At 54.2% G+C, this 16,716-nt stretch carries 14 protein-coding genes and 1 pseudogene; 10 read left to right on the forward strand and 5 right to left on the reverse strand.

Annotated elements, in window-relative coordinates:
* The coding region (locus tag FAP39_RS16750; RefSeq protein ID WP_138017528.1) for a cadherin-like domain-containing protein at positions 1-1,346 on the forward strand (1,346 nt) is incomplete at its 5' end.
* Between the two features lie 77 nt (positions 1,347-1,423).
* Here the strand turns inward: FAP39_RS16750 and FAP39_RS16755 are convergent.
* Positions 1,424-1,747: a transposase domain-containing protein gene (locus tag FAP39_RS16755; protein WP_246059236.1), complete on the reverse strand. Its 324-nt coding sequence runs from the start codon at positions 1,745-1,747 to the stop codon at positions 1,424-1,426.
* Between the two features lie 186 nt (positions 1,748-1,933).
* Here FAP39_RS16755 and FAP39_RS16760 point away from each other — a divergent pair.
* Positions 1,934-3,286 (forward strand): annotated as a pseudogene (locus FAP39_RS16760) (IS3 family transposase).
* A 578-nt stretch (positions 3,287-3,864) separates the two neighbouring features.
* Positions 3,865-4,845, forward strand: coding sequence for a hypothetical protein (locus FAP39_RS16765; protein WP_138017529.1), 981 nt, complete (start codon positions 3,865-3,867; stop codon positions 4,843-4,845).
* Here the strand turns inward: FAP39_RS16765 and FAP39_RS16770 are convergent.
* The 3 genes from FAP39_RS16770 to FAP39_RS16780 form a co-directional block, all read right to left on the reverse strand.
* The gene (locus FAP39_RS16770; RefSeq protein WP_138017530.1) at positions 4,829-5,104 is read right to left on the reverse strand and encodes a hypothetical protein; all 276 of its coding nucleotides are present in this window, start codon (positions 5,102-5,104) and stop codon (positions 4,829-4,831) included. The two genes, FAP39_RS16765 and FAP39_RS16770, sit on opposite strands and share 17 nt — an antisense overlap.
* A gap of 124 nt (positions 5,105-5,228) precedes the next feature.
* Complete coding sequence (locus tag FAP39_RS16775) at positions 5,229-6,776, reverse strand: FG-GAP-like repeat-containing protein (protein WP_171006907.1); 1,548 nt, start codon at positions 6,774-6,776, stop codon at positions 5,229-5,231.
* 163 nt (positions 6,777-6,939) lie between these two features.
* The gene (locus tag FAP39_RS16780; RefSeq protein ID WP_171006908.1) at positions 6,940-8,007 is read right to left on the reverse strand and encodes an integrase core domain-containing protein; all 1,068 of its coding nucleotides are present in this window, start codon (positions 8,005-8,007) and stop codon (positions 6,940-6,942) included.
* A gap of 1,112 nt (positions 8,008-9,119) precedes the next feature.
* Between FAP39_RS16780 and rfbF the strand changes: the two genes are divergently transcribed.
* Genes rfbF through FAP39_RS16815 form a run of 7 tightly spaced genes read left to right on the forward strand, consistent with a single transcriptional unit; the run spans position 9,120 to position 15,346 of the window.
* The gene (rfbF, locus tag FAP39_RS16785; RefSeq protein ID WP_138017532.1) at positions 9,120-9,887 is read left to right on the forward strand and encodes a glucose-1-phosphate cytidylyltransferase; all 768 of its coding nucleotides are present in this window, start codon (positions 9,120-9,122) and stop codon (positions 9,885-9,887) included.
* Complete coding sequence (gene rfbG / locus FAP39_RS16790; RefSeq protein ID WP_138017533.1) at positions 9,884-10,933, forward strand: CDP-glucose 4,6-dehydratase; 1,050 nt, start codon at positions 9,884-9,886, stop codon at positions 10,931-10,933. Before rfbF ends, rfbG begins: the two co-directional genes overlap by 4 nt.
* Positions 10,930-11,472 carry a dTDP-4-dehydrorhamnose 3,5-epimerase gene (rfbC, locus tag FAP39_RS16795; protein ID WP_138017534.1) on the forward strand — a complete coding sequence of 181 codons (543 nt, stop codon included), beginning with the start codon at positions 10,930-10,932 and terminating at the stop codon, positions 11,470-11,472. Before rfbG ends, rfbC begins: the two co-directional genes overlap by 4 nt.
* Entirely contained in the window at positions 11,469-12,689 is a 1,221-nt protein-coding gene (locus FAP39_RS16800) for a class I SAM-dependent methyltransferase (protein WP_138017535.1), read from the forward strand. The genes rfbC and FAP39_RS16800 overlap by 4 nt, the downstream gene beginning before the upstream one ends.
* The gene (locus tag FAP39_RS16805; RefSeq protein WP_134015591.1) at positions 12,686-13,519 is read left to right on the forward strand and encodes an NAD-dependent epimerase/dehydratase family protein; all 834 of its coding nucleotides are present in this window, start codon (positions 12,686-12,688) and stop codon (positions 13,517-13,519) included. Before FAP39_RS16800 ends, FAP39_RS16805 begins: the two co-directional genes overlap by 4 nt.
* Entirely contained in the window at positions 13,516-14,583 is a 1,068-nt protein-coding gene (locus FAP39_RS16810; protein ID WP_212743443.1) for a class I SAM-dependent methyltransferase, read from the forward strand. The genes FAP39_RS16805 and FAP39_RS16810 overlap by 4 nt, the downstream gene beginning before the upstream one ends.
* Positions 14,576-15,346: a cephalosporin hydroxylase family protein gene (locus tag FAP39_RS16815; RefSeq protein ID WP_134015589.1), complete on the forward strand. Its 771-nt coding sequence runs from the start codon at positions 14,576-14,578 to the stop codon at positions 15,344-15,346. The genes FAP39_RS16810 and FAP39_RS16815 overlap by 8 nt, the downstream gene beginning before the upstream one ends.
* On the opposite strand, the gene FAP39_RS16820 is transcribed toward FAP39_RS16815, so the two are convergent.
* The gene (locus FAP39_RS16820; RefSeq protein WP_138017536.1) at positions 15,347-16,585 is read right to left on the reverse strand and encodes a glycosyltransferase family 2 protein; all 1,239 of its coding nucleotides are present in this window, start codon (positions 16,583-16,585) and stop codon (positions 15,347-15,349) included.
* Between the last annotated feature and the right edge of the window lie 131 nt (positions 16,586-16,716).

Raw genomic sequence — 16,716 nt, forward strand, 5'->3', positions numbered from 1 at the left:
GCTCGTGGGCCTTCGATCCAACCGATGCCGCCTATCAGCACCTCGCCGCAGGCGCGACGCAGCAGGTCACCATCCCGGTTACCGTAACGGACAAGCAAGGTGCCACTGACACCGAGAACCTCGTCATCACCGTCACAGGCACCAATGACGGCCCAGCGGTGCAACCGGGGGATTTGGGGGCAACTCAACCTGGAGCGGGTAGGACACTGTCAACCAGCGACCTGCTCTCGGCAGTCCATGCAACCGATGTGGATACGGGCGATCAACTTTCGATCTCGAACGTGCAGGTTGATCCCCAATACGGGAGCTTCCATCAATCTGGCAGTAACTGGATTTTCACGCCAGCGGCTGGCGCTGGACATACCGACGTTCCGGTGACCATTTCGGTAACTGACGGACATGCGACCAGTTCAGCGACCGCGACACTTGACGTGACTGCGATGGCGGTTACCCCTCCGACGGCAACACAGGTTCATGGAGCGGGAACGACTCATCTGTCCGGAATCCTGACAGGAAGCGCGGGCGGTTGGACGATCGACAACGGTGGCGGTCAGGGTGTTCTGTCCTTGCAAGGACAATATGGCACACTGACTATCGACCCAACGACCGGCCATTTCGAATACCATTACCAATCGCAATCCGGTGTCATCAAACAAGGGGGCAGCGCAGCGACATCCGGTCATCACACAGATACTTTCCATATCCTTCAGCATGGAACGCATACCTCGGACGCAGATGTGCAGGTCAACATCAATGTTCAAAGCGTTCACGGACACAGTGGGCATCATGTGGATCACACGACTCTGATCGGTATTGATATTGTACCGGTGACGCCACCGCAACACGACGCCCCCAGCGATGAGGGGACGATTGTCGAAGTCACGCTTGACGCAGATCCTCAAGACCTATCAGCCGACGCGCCGGGATCAACCGACTTCATTGATGCGTCCTTCGCCGCAGGAGCAGGCAGCGCTGACGATTTCGATGTGCATCACAGCAAAGGATTTGAGGCCCCCGAGGAGCACTTTGGCCAAGAAGTAGCTCCTCCCCATCACAGCGATCCGATGAACGTTTATCTTGACGCCGTTGGGGCGAACGCACATTCCGACGTCCTGGTCGAGACACAGGACGCCGAACTGGCCAACCCTTACACCGTGGCACTCGGAGTAGATGGGGTCATGCCGGTCGATGCTCCCATGGTGGATCCAACGACGATGGATGATCCAACGCATTCAGAGGATTGGAATTCGCAAACCGCAACCGGCCATGAAGAAGTCGACCTGCCGGTGGATGAGCCGCTTGTCCCATTGCCGGAAGACGACGACCCTTCAACCAATTCGGGCTAGATCGTGACCAGATTGTAAAGCGCGCAACGTGACCCGGGGCGGTTATTTCGTATCCGTCCGGTCTGACTGGTGTTGACTTATTCCGGCGTCCAGTTCCATGGCACGAGGTCGTCGAGTTGGGTCATTTTGTGGTCTGCGACATGGGCGAGGACCCGAGTTAGCCACGTTTCAGGATCGACCTTGTTCATGCGACAGGTTTCAATCAGCGTGTAGGCGAAGGCAGCAGCATCGCCGCCGCCCTTTGACCCCATGAACAGATAGTTTTTGCGCCCCAGAGTCACCGGCCTGATTGATCGCTCACAGATATTGTTGTCCGTAAGCGCCGTCTGGCCCCCACCTTTTGGTGATGCGTTTGATTTGAGACCAACCCCTGCGGGATAGCAGGAAGTGAGTTTCTCCATTGAGACTATGAACGAGTTTCTCACGCGGCTGGGCGTTGAGGTCTCACGGACGGGGAAGCGGCGTTGGCCTGATCGTGTGAAGGCGCGGATTGTGGCGGAGTGTCTGACGTCAGCGCCTATGGGTCCAAATAGCGGTATTTGATAAGAGAGTGTTCTTGGCTCATCGTAACCACTGAGGAGTGGACGATGAGAAAGACAACAGGAACACGCAAAAGCCCTGGCGAGGAGATCGTCAAAGACATCAAGCGGGCGACACGCAAGCAGTATTCATCCGAAGAGAAGATCAGGATTGTCCTGGACGGGCTGCGTGGTGAGGAGAGCATTGCTGAGCTATGCCGCCGCGAAGGGATTTCCCAAGGCGTTTACTACAAATGGTCGAAGGACTTCATGGAAGCCGGGAAAAAGCGGTTGGCGGGCGATACCGCCCGTGCTGCTACAACTGACGAGGTCAAAGATTTGCGCCGCGAAGCCCGTGACCTGAAGGAGGTCGTGGCAGAGCAAACGCTGGAGTTGCGCCTTCTCAAAAAAAGCATGATCGGCGATGGGGGCGACCAAGAATGAGATACGCTGCATCTGAGAAGTTGGAGATCATCAGACTGGTCGAGGGATCGCACCTGTCAGCCCGCCAAACACTGGCCAAACTGGGCATCCCTCGCACGACATTCTATCGCTGGTACGACCGATACCATCAGCGTGGCGAGGCCGGTTTGCAGGACCAATCTCCCAAGCCCAAGCACGTCTGGAACCGTATCCCTGATGAGGTGCGGCGCAAGGTCGTCAAATTAGCTCTGAAGGAAACAGAACTATCACCACGGGAGTTGGCAGTCACATTCACGGATCAAGAAAGCTATTTTGTATCAGAGGCTTCCGTCTATCGCATGCTGAAAGCCCATGATCTGATCACCAGCCCCGCCTTCATCGTGCTCAAGGCGGCGAACGAGTTCAAAGACAAGACAACTGGGATCAACCAGCTCTGGCAGACCGACTTCACCTATATCAAGGTCCTAGGCCTGGGGCTGGTTCTATCTCAGCACGGTTCTCGACGACTACAGTCGCTACATCGTCTCGTGGAAGCTCTGCACCAACATGCGAGCGGAGGACGTGACGGACACGCTGGACCTCGCATTGCAGGCATCCGGCTGCGATCAGGTTCATGTCGCTCACAAGCCGCGCCTGCTCAGTGATAACGGATCAAGCTATGTCTCTGGTGATTTGGCGGAATGGTTGAAAGGCAAGGGCATGAAGCACTCGCGCGGTGCGCCGTATCATCCCCAAACCCAAGGTAAGATTGAACGTTGGCATCAGACTTTGAAGAACCGCATCTTGTTGGAAAATTACTTCTTGCCCGGCGACCTCAAAGCTCAGATCGAAGCCTTCGTCGATCATTATAACCACCAGCGCTATCACGAGAGCATCAACAACGTCACACCTGCCGATGTTTACTTCGGCCGCGACAAAGCCATTCTAAAGCAAAGGGAAAGGATCAAACAAAAGACACTCGAAACGCGACGCTTGCATCACCGCCAGCACGCCGCATAATGAAACCAACAAGATGAGCCAGACTCTCTCTTAGGTTAGGCCGCAATTGGTCCCAAAAACTCTGGCGACGAACACTTGAAGGTTCGCAAGAAGCAGCAATTGCCGACTTGGTTTCGGCCCTTGGAGTTTTCGATTCGCCTCTTCCTCCATTATCGCCGTCCGAGTTGACTGAGGTTCAAGCTTCACTAGGCCAAGCTGCAATCAAACGCCAAACAACTCGTGGCGTATCACCGCTCGCTGGTAAGGCGACAGGTCTGCAAACTCGCTTTGCGTCAGCTGACCCCTTCACACTGAGGCGGGCGTCGGCAGAATACGAAAGTTGGCATGAGCAGCCGTGCCCAGCTCCCGCAATGATGAATGATCGAGCGCGTCCAAATAATACGCCGATACGCAAGGAAGAGCGCGCGATAGGTGCATGGCTCAGGGCAATCTCGAGTTCGACCGATTTCGATGTGGGAGGTCGTGTCGACAAGGAGGACGGATACGGCTTCCAGACAATCTGGTACCACGGAGTTGGCGAGAGGGGGCGTGCAGGTGACAGCCCATTCTTGCTGCCGGGAGCGTCTCGGGACAACTGGATGACGGGGCATGTGCCTTTCATTTATCGGCGTTCAGCAATTACCGCTCCTCCGCGCAAGGGCGTTTTCACTGATGATGGCGAGCGATCCGCCGAGGGTTCGAAATCCGCTCGCCCACTGCATTTTCTCGATCATGGGGGCGAATTGCATGACGCTTTGGTGCACGGTTACTCGACCGGCGTCATGGAACAATTTGGACCCACGAAGCCAGTTGTCCAGACGAGCGTGCGGCTTCCAGAAGGGCATCCAGCACGAGATGTCGGGCCGATCGTAATAGCGACTGTCGTTAGTCTGGATCCCTTTCCCGACGAGCTTCTGCCGCCACTTTGGTCGCCCGCTGCAAATGAGATCCTGGCGTCAGCACCGACCGAAGCTCAAAGAAAGTCGCTGACCGCCGACCGTCGGCGTTTGCAGGTCCTGTTGCGTGCAATTCAGCGCAGGGTGCGGCTTGAAGTGCCGGCGCAAATGTTGCGCATTGGTTCCGTCAAAGGGAAGGATGGCTGGACCGGATTATCGGCTGAGCAAGTTGACCTTTGCCTGCAGCCGTTAACGCCGTCGACGAATAATGCAGTGGCTCGAGGGAAAACACCTCTATCTGCGCTTGAGAAGCCAGAGTTTGCGCACGCGGTGAGGTCTAGGCATCTCAGTCAACTCAATACAGAGGCGAAAAGGTATCAATCTGAGGCCTTGCATCGCTCCCGTCCCGCTCTTGAGTACCTCGCCATGCAAATCTACGGACACTTCCAAGCCGAGATTCTAAACAGGGAATTGGCACTTGAACGTCGTAGAAGCTCTCCGCCTGAAAGTGGACCAGTAGAGCTTTGGCAGGGTCAGGTAGCAGCGTTGGAGCGCTCATTATCAATGGCACGGCTCATGAGTTCTGAGGCTTCAGCCTATATACAAGAGTATGGTTCAGGAAGAATGCTTCCCAAGCTCCCTCAGCCTCATAGCATCCTTCTTGCGCTCATCTCTGAAGCCTAGTGTGCAAGGGGGCATCCTCAGTCTTCGCATCAGTGCTGATGTTTTCGTCCAAGATTTGCGGGACAATCGAGAGATCGCAGACCATGCTGCCCAGTTCTGTGTCGGCATCCTCCTTTATCTTCGCAAGATCGTGCAAATTGAGCTGTACAGGCGGGAAAAGCGCCCCTTCGCCAGCTAGGCGATTGTCAGTATCCACCAGTTCGAAGTGGCGCGCTGCTTCGTCCCAGCAGTTCTTGGGGGCGACCAGCTCAATGGTCATTGCGAGGTTCTTAAATTCCGCGGGGTGCCAAAATGTAAGCAACGTGTTCACATGGGTCAATTGTCAGTGACAATTTATGGGCATACCGGGTCAGTTCTCAGTGACATATCTGAACCACTACATTTCAGCCCTTGTCAAACGCCATTACTGCGTAAACCAAAGAATGGGTAGGCAATCCCAACTTTCTTTTCGTTTGAGTGCGCACAAAGTACATTTTGCCATTAGGGCCTCGCATTGCCGTAGCAATATCCGCGTGTGCTGACGCAGGCATTACAGATAAAAGCGCGTCGCTGCCGATCGACACGAACATACCGTTCTCATCTTGCAGAAACACGTCAGTAGAATCCGCAAAACCATGCGAGTCTTGCTCGCTAATTAAGATGTCCATATCGCCATCTCCATCCAAGTCTCGCAACACTGGTGAATAAGGCGGCCCGGCTATGTAATTGTGACCAATAACACGTTTGTGCGTAACGTTCTCAAATCCGCTAGAAGTGCTTTCGATGAGCTGAATCGCGGACAAATGAAGGCCAGTTCGGGTTTTTGAATAGACACCTGTCGAGACAATCATCAAGTCTTCAAACCTGTCTCCGTTTAGATCAATTGCGCGAGCGCGTATTTCATGTGAGCGTCGACTGCTCGCTGAAAAAAAATGGTCCCACTCTCGCCCCTCAAACTCTGGATGGGGAAGGTGGGCAATCAGCTCCAATTTTGCCGTTTTTCTCTTCTTGTCGAGGATGACACGATAGAGATTGGAATCCAATCTAGGTGACCGGTTGCGTCCCGCATTATCGGTTAACAAAAGAAGCACTTCGCTCGTTCCCAAGAATTTTCCGAACGCAGCCCCCGATCCACCGAAATATCTTTGAGAGGAAAACTTGTACTTTTGAAGTCCATCAAGTGTCCCCAAGTATAGTGCATATGAGCCGTGGTAGCCTGCTGCAAACACGTCTGAAATGCCGTCGGCGTTCAAATCTCCAACTGCCGCACCATGTTGCCACCCTGCGCGGTCGATCCTCTGTCGTTCAAACCTGCCGCCAACGTTGTACAGTACGTAGGCGTCAACTTTTTTGTCGCTGTCAGTGTAGGCGCTCAGGAAAATATCAACCGTACCATCGCCGTTGAAATCTCCCGTTGCGATGTCCCCAACGCCAAAGAAGACATTTTCGACTTCGTTGAGCCAATCGCTGGTAACTTCAACAAGCTGGAACCCCCTCCAAGCAAAAATTGCGATGCGGCTAGCACTGATATCCGAGTGCTTTTGTCCTTGGCTTTCGAACCCAGCAATAATCAATTCATCTAAGTTGTCGCCATCCAAGTCGATTGGATAAAGATACCGATTGAACCAATGCTGTTTTGACTGGCTCAGCGCGAATTCGTCGGTCACCTTGGGCCTTCCCGACGTCATTCTTGCTGTGGATACCAGTTTGCGCAGCTCCGCATTTATTTTTTTTAATGTTTTCCCAGAAAAATTGGTACCCGTTGAGGTGGCAGCGCGATCCAGAGCGGAACGAGTTTGGGAACCGGAAATCCCGTCAGCCTCTCCAGCTTCATAACCCAAGTAGTTGAGCATTTTTTGAAGTTCTCTGATAAGATATTTTTCTTGCTGAGCTTGGGCTGGAGTTGCGAGAAGCGTCAGTGCTACCCAAGCGGCAATCAACGATTTCTTCATGTAATTCTCTCTTAAGTTTACTCTTCCTCTAATGTACACAAATAATACAGTTTTAGTAAGGTAGTCCCCCCACCTCATTGACTTGGAATAATTTTTTTAGATTCCGTGACGAAACTCGACAAGATGAATTCGACGTCATCAATCCTCGTGTTGGCTCTGATACTCACGCGGCACAGCGAGTGTATGACGTGACAATGCCGCCAAGCTGGCGGTTGCACCGGATCGGGCCATCACGGGCGGGCCGAAAATCGACTTGAAGCACGTTGTTGCCGATGTCCCGTCCGCGATGCGGGCGATCAACATTGTAGTGGCGCACCCAGGTCCGCAGAATGTAGTCGAGCTGGGACCGGCTTAAGCAGACGAAGAAATTAAGACATTCGCGTTTGATGGTGCCGATGAAGGATTCCGCGAAGGCGTTTGCGTCGGGCGCCCTGTGCGGGGTCTGGATGATCCGAGCGCCTTCTGAGGTCCAGACTGCGTCGAAACTGGCGCTGAATTTGGTGTCCGCATCACGGATCAGTAAACTCGGTAAGATCCCCTGTTCAGCGCACCACATCAACGTGTTGCGTGCCTGCTGCGTCACCCACGCCGAGTCTGGGGAATAGCTTGGAGCGCTGCAGTACACGCGGCGGCTGCCAAGATGAATGAACATCAGTACATAGGCTGTGCGAGGCCCGCGGAGGGTGAACACAGTTTTTGTAAAGAAGTCACAGGCGACCATGCTTTCCATATGCGCGCTGATAAATGTGCTCCATGGCAGGGCAGGCTTCTTATTCCGTCGCTCCGGGCTGGGGTGGATGCCTGCCTCATTCAGGATGCGTTTGACGGAGTTGGCTCCCGCATAAAGCCCCAGCTTCTTCAACTCGCCCACGATCCGCTTGTACCCCCATAGGAGGTTTTCTGATCCAATTCGGGTGACGACGTCGCGTAGTTCTTGCGTTAGACGCGGCCGTCCGACTGCCTTGAAGGGCCGCCCCGAGCGAGTTTGCGCGAGCCACCGTTTGTAGGTTGCTGGCTTTGCCACCTCCATGAGCCCGTCGATGTCATGGCCGATTTCGGCCCCGATGCGGATTAGCTCGGCTTTTTCAGCGGGCGACAGAATGATCCTTTGTGTCGGGATGCGCGCCCGCAAGATCGCAACCTGAGCCTTCATTAGTCGCAATTGCGCGTTGTGGCGCGGTGTGAAGAACTTGTTTAGAAAGACCAGAACGAGGGAAAGGGTTGAATGCATCTTGCAAGTCCTCAACGCAGCTTTTAAAAAATGCTGCTATCTCAAAGTGATGGACCAAGCTTACATTTTGGCACCCCTCTCATAGATGTCAAAAACGTCTGTGTCTGTAAAAGGCCGAAATTTTGCGAGGGCAGGGGGCATGTCAGGGTTCTCAAGCCCGCTGATATGCGTTGTCGCAATGCTGAGCAGCACCTAGCGGCACCGTTCTCAGGTTATCTTCTCAATATACGTGGTTCGGTTGGCTGCCAGACCGTCTCGAGGCATGTCAAACGGGTTCGCGATTTGGATTCAATGATTTCAATGGGTTGGAGCGAGAGAGAGTTGGGTGCCGGTTTGGCTCCCTCCGCCACTTACACTTACCGAAACCGATGATGGGCCCTTATGGGGCCTTTTTTTCTTTTTGTTTCAAAGGGGTTTAGCCGTTGCAACCGCCCTTCGGAGACTGGCTAAATACCCAAAATCGGTCTCTGAACCCGCTTTGTCTCTAACCGACCGCCCTAGGCCTTCAGAAGGGCGCATTAAAAAAGTGAAGCAATTTCAGTGTGTTGGCGTTTTCGGGCAAGCGCCCTTTTCGAAGTTTCAACTGGTAGCAAAATTCGATGCAAACCGCGGGACGGGCGTAGGTCGGCCGATATAGGCGGAGCGGTCATTCGCTGCGGGAAGCATCAAGGAGAGAGATGCGGACGAAGCGTCATTTCGCGCTGACATTCTCGTCGGCTGCTTCTGGATGAAAGTTGCCTCCGCCGACTATAGCAGAAATACTTTGTAGTTTCCTCAGACCGGACATTCGCTCAACAAGCAATATTTTCCCAATCTTGACGTCCGCTATTCTATCCATGGTCTCCGATAGCGCCAATCTTCAGATATGGGCCGCTTCAACCTCCAAGCGGTTTGCACTTTATCCAGCACAGCCCTCAATTCCATACTATCCTCGCATAGTCATACATCAGCCTAGAATTTTCTTGTACTTTTTTGCTTCAAAAGGTAAAGCTTGGCGAACTTATGGGGGCCGATTGGACAAACAATCCGGCGCATTGGGAAGCGAGATCAAGACAATGTTTGCTTCTTCATACCCCATCATATTGACGCGTTGAATAGCAGGTTTGCGGGCGATGAAATTGGTAGTTTTGGCGGGCGGCCTTGGCACTCGCATCAGCGAAGAGTCGCATCTAAAGCCCAAACCAATGATCGAAATCGGTGGGCGTCCAATCATTTGGCACATCATGAAGCATTACAGCGAGCACGGGATCAATGAATTCGTGATTTGCTGTGGCTACAAAGGATACATGATCAAGGAGTATTTCGCGAATTACTTCCTGCACATGTCCGATGTTACGATTGATTTGGAAAACAACGGTCTGGAAATCCACTCCCGTCCGGCAGAGAGGTGGAAGATCACTCTGGTGGACACGGGCGAAAGCACTCAAACTGGGGGCCGCATCAAGCGTGTTGCAGATTATCTGGATGGTACTTTCTGCCTGACATATGGCGACGGCGTAAGTGACGTCGATCTGACCGCTTTGATCGAACACCATCGTGCGCAGGGATGTGAGGCAACAGTGACCGCGATTCAACCCGCTGGGCGCTTTGGCGGGCTTGCAATCGAAGACGGTCTTGTATCGCGCTTTCAGGAGAAGCCCGAGGGCGACGGGCGGTGGATCAATGGCGGATTTTTCGTATGCGAACCGGCGATTCTTGACCGTCTTGCAAATGACCAGACGGTCTTCGAAAAAGAGCCGTTGGAGTCTCTTGCGGCAGAACGTCAGTTATCGGTGTGGAAACATAGCGGCTACTGGCAGGCCATGGATACATTGCGCGACCGGAACGCATTGGAAGGGCTTTGGGCAACGGGTCAGGCACCGTGGAAAACTTGGGAATGAGTGACTTTTGGAGCGGCAAGCGCGTTCTGGTTAGCGGTCATACCGGTTTCAAGGGAAGCTGGCTGTCTTTTTGGCTGAACAAGTTGGGGGCCGATGTCGCAGGTTTGGCGTTGTCACCCGACACGAACCCTGCGCTGTTTGACCAAATGGGCATCGAAGCTTTGGTTGACCACATGATAGGTGACATTCGCGACGCTGATTTGGTTGCGCGCCGCGTGGCCGAGGTTCAGCCTGATCTAGTGTTCCACCTCGCAGCACAACCGCTCGTCATAGAATCCTATGCAACCCCGTTGGAGACTTGGCAAACGAATGTCATGGGCTCGTGCCATGTTATGCAGGCTATCCGCCAGTTGTCCGGTCGCTGTGCCGTAGTGATGGTGACGACTGACAAGGTTTACGAAAACCTCGAAGATGGCAGGCCTTACAACGAGCAACACTCGCTGGGCGGTCACGACCCCTACAGCGCCAGCAAAGCGGCGATGGAATTCGCGGTGTCGAGTTGGCGGCGGTCTTTTCTGGGTGGGACAAATATCAGGATGGCTTCGGCAAGGGCCGGAAACGTGATCGGTGGTGGCGACTGGGCGGCTAACCGAATTGTGCCTGACATCGTCAGGGCATTGTCGCGCGGCAAGCCGATTGAGGTGCGCAACCCTGATGCCGTGCGTCCATGGCAGCACGTTCTGGAGCCGTTGGCCGGATATCTTGTGTTGGCGGAACGACTTTGGACGTCGGATGATCCGGTCTATCAATCCGGCTTTAATTTTGGACCCGATCCGCAAGACGCGCGACCGGTACGCGACGTGGTAACCGAAGCGTTACGCCATTGGCCGGGGCGCTGGAACGATGTATCGCCAGAGGATGCTGTGCATGAAGCAGGGCTTCTCAGCCTTGATCCCGCCAAAAGCGAAGCCCTACTAGGGGTCAAGCCACGCTGGTCGTTCGAGCAGACGATCGAAAAAACCATCAATTGGTATCGCTCGGTCGGCGACGGGAAATCGGCGGCGGAGGTCACCGAGGCACAACTTTCCGACTTTGGTGGCCTATGATCTTCAGACCGCTTTCCCTTGACGGCGCGTTTGAAGTGCTGCTGGAACCGCGTGGCGACGCGCGTGGCTTTTTCTCACGGTTTTATTGCGACGAAGAATTCGCGAGCCACGGTCTCAACACCCGTTGGGCGCAGATGAACATTTCGTATACCCGTGGGATCGGGGCCTTGCGTGGTCTGCATTTTCAGCGTGGAACCGCAGCTGAGGTCAAGCTGGTGCGCTGCCTTCGCGGGCGGGTCTATGATGTCATTGTCGACCTGCGTGAAGGGTCGGGCAGCTTTGGCCGGCAAGTCGGGGTTGAACTGGACGCGGAACGCCGGAATTCGATCTACATTCCCGAAGGCTTTGCGCATGGCTTTCAAACGCTGGAGGATGACGTCGAACTGCAATACCTCCATTCCCGACCGTATTCCCCGACACAAGAGGGCGGAGTAAATTTGATGGATAGCCACTTGGCAATCGACTGGCCTTTGCCACCGGCTCAAATATCGGAGCGCGACAAAAATCTCCCCGCCCTGGAGGAAGTATCACCCTTATGACGCAACTGTGCCGCCATTGTGCTACCCCTCTGAGCATCCGGTTTCTTGATCTCGGGTTTGCCCCGCCATCTAATGCCTATCTCAGCCCTGTGGATCTTCGGAAGCCCGAATTGACCTTTCCGCTGCGGCTTTTGGCATGTGGCGATTGCCGACTTGTGCAGACCGAAGATTTCGCCGCAGCTGATGCATTATTCACTGATGACTACGCCTATTTTTCATCGACCTCAAAAGGTTGGCTGGAACATGCGGCGCGGTATGCAAATATGGTGACCGAGCGGTTTGGCCTTGGGGCGGACAGCCACGTAATGGAGATCGCATCAAATGATGGCTACCTGCTGAAGAACTTCGTGGCCAAGGGCATCCCTTGCGTTGGTGTGGAGCCGACGGAAAGCACAGCCGCCGCTGCACGGGCGCTGGGTATACCCGTGGTGCAGGAATTCTTTGGCATGGAGCTTTCGGCTTCGCTGGAACAGGCGGACCTGATTGCGGGCAACAATGTCTATGCCCATGTGCCTGATATTAACGATTTTACCGAAGCGCTAAAGGTGTCGCTGAAACCGGAAGGCGTCATCACGCTGGAGTTTCCACATCTGATGCGTCTGGTCGAATTTCGGCAGTTCGATACCGTCTATCACGAACACTTCTCCTACCTTTCCTTGCTTGCTGTTGACCGCATATTTGCCGCCGCGGGGCTGCGTATTTTCGATGTAGAGGAGTTGCCGACGCATGGCGGCAGCCTTCGCGTTTTTGGCTGCCATGACGGGGCGGGGCATCCGCAAGACAACTCGGTCGCGGCGCTGATGGAGCAGGAGAGGGCGCGCGGAATGGACCGCGACGATTTCTATCTGGCGTTCCAATCACAAGCTGATGACGTCAAAAACGACTTCCTCGGTTTCTTGTTGCAGGCGAAAGCTGAAGGCAAATCCGTTGCCGGGTACGGTGCAGCGGCCAAGGGCAACACGATCATGAATTACGCTGGCGTGCGGCCGGATCTGATCCCATTTATCTGTGACGCAGCGCCGGCAAAAATCGGCAAGCTGATGCCCGGCAGCCATATCCCCATACTGGCACCATCGGCGCTGCGCGAAAACCGTCCCGATTACCTGATCATCCTGCCTTGGAATATTGCCGCGGAGGTGAAAGCCCAATGCAGCGACCTTGCTGCGCTTGGCACGCGATTTGTCACTGCGGTGCCAACGCTTGAGGTGTCGGAGTGAGCCGCATTCTGATCACAGGCGCTACAGGTTTTGTTGGTCTGCCCGTAGCGCAAAAGCTCGTTGCCGCCGGACATGATTTGACCTGTGTCATTCGCTCTGGCACCGAAAAAAAACTGGAAGGCTTGAAGACTAAAACTATCCATTGCGACGATGTATTCGCGCAACCCTCCAACTGGTGGGCCGATACGCTGACAGATATCGACACCGTTGTGCACCTTGCGTGGTATGCGGAGCCCGGAAAATACCTGACCTCTGAGCGTAATCTGGATTGCCTGGCTGGAACACTTTCGATGGTAAAAGGCGCGGCGGCCTCAAAGCTGCACCGGTTCGTGGGCATCGGCACCTGCTTTGAATACGACCTGACGGTGGGCGAATTGTCGGTCAATACTCCACTTGCGCCCGATACGCCCTATGCGGCGGCCAAAGTTGCGGCCTTCACAATGTTGAAATCATGGTTCGCCACAACTGAAACTGAATTCCTTTGGGCGCGTCTGTTCTATCTCTATGGTGCACGCGAAGACCATCGCCGCCTTGTTCCATATCTGCATGCTCAGATGCGCGCTGGTCAGGCGGCTGAACTAACCAGTGGAACGGCCGTACGCGACTATTCGGATGTCGATGCGGCCGCCGACCTGTTGGTGAGTGACATCACTGGTACCCACGTTGGTCCGACCAACATCTGCAGCGGCAAGGGAGTCACGATCCGCGCCCTTGCAGAGCAAATAGCCGATCAATATGGGCGCCGTGATCTTCTTAAATTTGGCGCCCGCCCGGACATCCAGACGGACCCGCCGGTTGTAATCGGCCAAAGAACGGAGACGGCGACATGAAACAAGCCCCTGCAACCCGTCTGTTATATTCGCAAGATGACTTTCCGGTCTTTCAGAACCGAATGTATAACACTGCTGAAGATGCTCGGAATTGTCCGCGGGGTGACATTCGCATCGTCGAAGACCTGAAATCGGGGTTGGTACGCAATGACACTTTTGATCCATCCCTCGTCGACTACGATTCCGCCTACCAGAACGAACAGGCCAACAGTGCGCCGTTCCGCCAGCATCTGGACTGGGCCGCTGATCTGATTTCCGACAAGATCGGGCTAGATGATCTGGTCGAGGTCGGGTGCGGTAAAGGAACATTCCTTGAGATACTCGCGGGGCGCGGCGCGTCAATCACGGGATTTGACCCCACCTATGAAGGGAATAGCCACCGTATCCAAAAGCGCTATTTCGGCCCTGAACTGGGTTTTTCGGCAAAAGGACTGGTGCTTCGCCATGTGCTGGAACACATTCCAGACCCTTATGCGTTTCTATGTCAGTTGCGCGACGCTAACGGCGGTCGCGGCCTGATCTATATTGAGGTTCCGTGCTTTGACTGGATCTGCGGCAAGCGGTCATGGTTCGATATTTTCTATGAACATGTTAACTATTTCCGGCTGTCCGACTTCCGCAAAATCTTCGGCAAAGCCCCTGCGATGGGCCACTGCTTTGGAGGGCAGTACCTTTATGTCATCGGTGATTTGTCCAGCTTGCGCGAACCTGAGTATGACCCGCAAGATCCTGTAATGTTCCCCGACGGTTTCATAGCCTCCTTACAAGATCGTGCTTCGGCGTCGACGAAATCGGATGTTGTCTGGGGTGGTGCTTCGAAAGGGGTGATCTATGCCTTGCTACGTGAACGTGCAGGCGCATCGGTTGAAGCTGTGATCGACATCAATCCAAGCAAACAGGGCCGCTTTCTAGCCGGAACCGGATTACGTGTCAGCGCGCCTGAGGAGGTTTTGCCAAACCTGCCCCGGTCGTCACGGATCCTTGTGATGAACCCTAATTACTGCGAGGAGATCCGGACAATGTCGAACGACGCATTTACTTATGTTGAGGTGGGAAATGACTGAATTTAAGCAAGAGATCGCAGGCCGCATCTCGGACATGATGGACAACAAGCCACTGAACGACATGGCGATGGCATTTCTACAAGCCACGACCGGTCCGAAATACTCATACAACTACCACTGGCAAGATCGCCCGATCATTCAGTATCCGCAGGATATTGTCGCGATGCAGGAACTGATCTGGAGCGTTAAACCCGATCTGATTATCGAAACGGGCATCGCACATGGCGGCTCACTGATTTTCAGCGCGTCGATGCTTGCACTACTGGACATGTGTGATGCCATCGAGGCGGGCACTATTATGGACCCGTCGAAATCTTCCCGCAAAGTCTTGGGTATCGATATCGACATCCGCGAGCACAACCGCACCGCCATTCAGAACCACCCGATGGCCACGCGCATTGAGATGATTGAGGGTTCCAGCATTGATGCGGATATCTTCGCTCAGGTTCAAAAGGCAGCAGAAGGATACGAGCGCGTGCTTGTATGTCTGGACTCGAACCACACCCATGATCATGTCCGAAGCGAGCTGGAGCTGTATGCGCCGCTCACGTCGGTCGGAAGCTATTGCGTCGTGTTCGACACGTTGATCGAGGACATGCCCGCTGATGAATATCCCGATCGGTCCTGGGGACCGGGCAACAACCCCAAAACTGCGGTTTGGAACTATCTCGAGACCCATCCCGAGTTCGAGATCGACAAGAGTATTCCGGCAAAGCTGCTGATCACAGTGGCGCATGACGGCTTTCTCAAACGGCTCCGGTGATCAAAGCTGACGCTGAAAGCCCATAGACCGGCGCTTGGCCGCCTTCCAAGCCAAGCGAGATGTCATGTCGCCCGACAGAACTGCACCAAAATCCTGGCCGAGGATCGCATCCATCGTGTGTGCTGCGGTTAAAATGGTGTTTTCAGTGCCCTCAGAGGCGGAAACCCTGAAGCTATGTAACTGACCGTGCGCACGGGCAAGGCGCTCCTTGGGGCTTCGTTTGGCCTGCAAGGGACCTTCCAGAGCGGCAGTTAGGGCGGATTCTGTGCACGTCGCTGTCGCGTGATCCCATAGAATGCCGCGCAAACTTTCCGCCAGCGCGGGATTCTTGCGGGTCGATCCGAGTACATAACGATACCATCTAAGGTAGTCCGGCTCGAACTTCTCAAGCGCATGATTACGACGCAACGTCTCCAGGGTTGAGAAAAACGCCAACGCGACCGATCCGGCATGAGGGCACACATCGCTCATGGTGTCGGTAAGGTTTTCTTTCGCAAAGATCTTGCTGCTGTTGGTATCAGAGAGGTTGTTCTGTTCTGCCCCGTGACCGCCACCCGTGCTTGCCGGACTGTATCCGTTGATCGAGAATGGGTGGTTAACCCCGACGAAGCTGCCGTCTTTTAAGATGGATCTATAGGTAAGGTTGACGTCAGGTATGGCGCTGTCGAAAACCGTGCTTCCGTCCATCGAGGTTTTGAGCATGTATGCGCGTGAAAGGCAGCCATGATAGATATCCGGAACCGGACGCAGGTTGGACACCTCTGCCGTCATTAGTTTCCGTAGGTTATCAGCGCCGCGAAATGGCTTCGGAGAGCCGAAACAGTTGCTGCGGTAGAACCTGACACCACCGGTTTTCTTGCCATATCCGTCGATGGGCCAGCCATAGGTTGCCTTGATCCAACTCAGTCCATCAGGTCTGTTGGCTTCTAAAAGTTCTCTTAGATACGGGAACTGTTTTGGCAGTATCCCGTCGTCATCGCCAAAGAAAATCAGATAGTCGCCAGTCGATGCCTCAAAAGCACGTTCAAAGTTCTGTCTCATCGACAGCCGCGCGCCCGTATTCACATAAACCAGTCGGCGGTCGTCGACCTCTTGCATCAACTCTTTGGTCCCGTCGGAGCTGGCATTGTCGCTCACAATGATCTCAATATTGTCATCGTCAATCTCCAGAGCAGTTTGAACAGAATGTCGCAGATACCGACTTCTTTCTCGGGTCGGAATGACAATACTGATTTTCATTTTGTCTAGCCTCTTTCTGCGTTGTTCTACGTCGAGCCGATTTTTTTATCTGTTGCGATTTGTCCGGTGAAGTGGTCCTGCTTTTTAGGACAGGTTTGCGGCTTGGCTAAGATGCATCTGGTTTATGTTCA

The sequence above is a fragment of the Shimia litoralis genome (genome assembly GCF_005518135.1).
Taxonomy (GTDB): Bacteria; Pseudomonadota; Alphaproteobacteria; order Rhodobacterales; family Rhodobacteraceae; genus Shimia_E; species Shimia_E litoralis.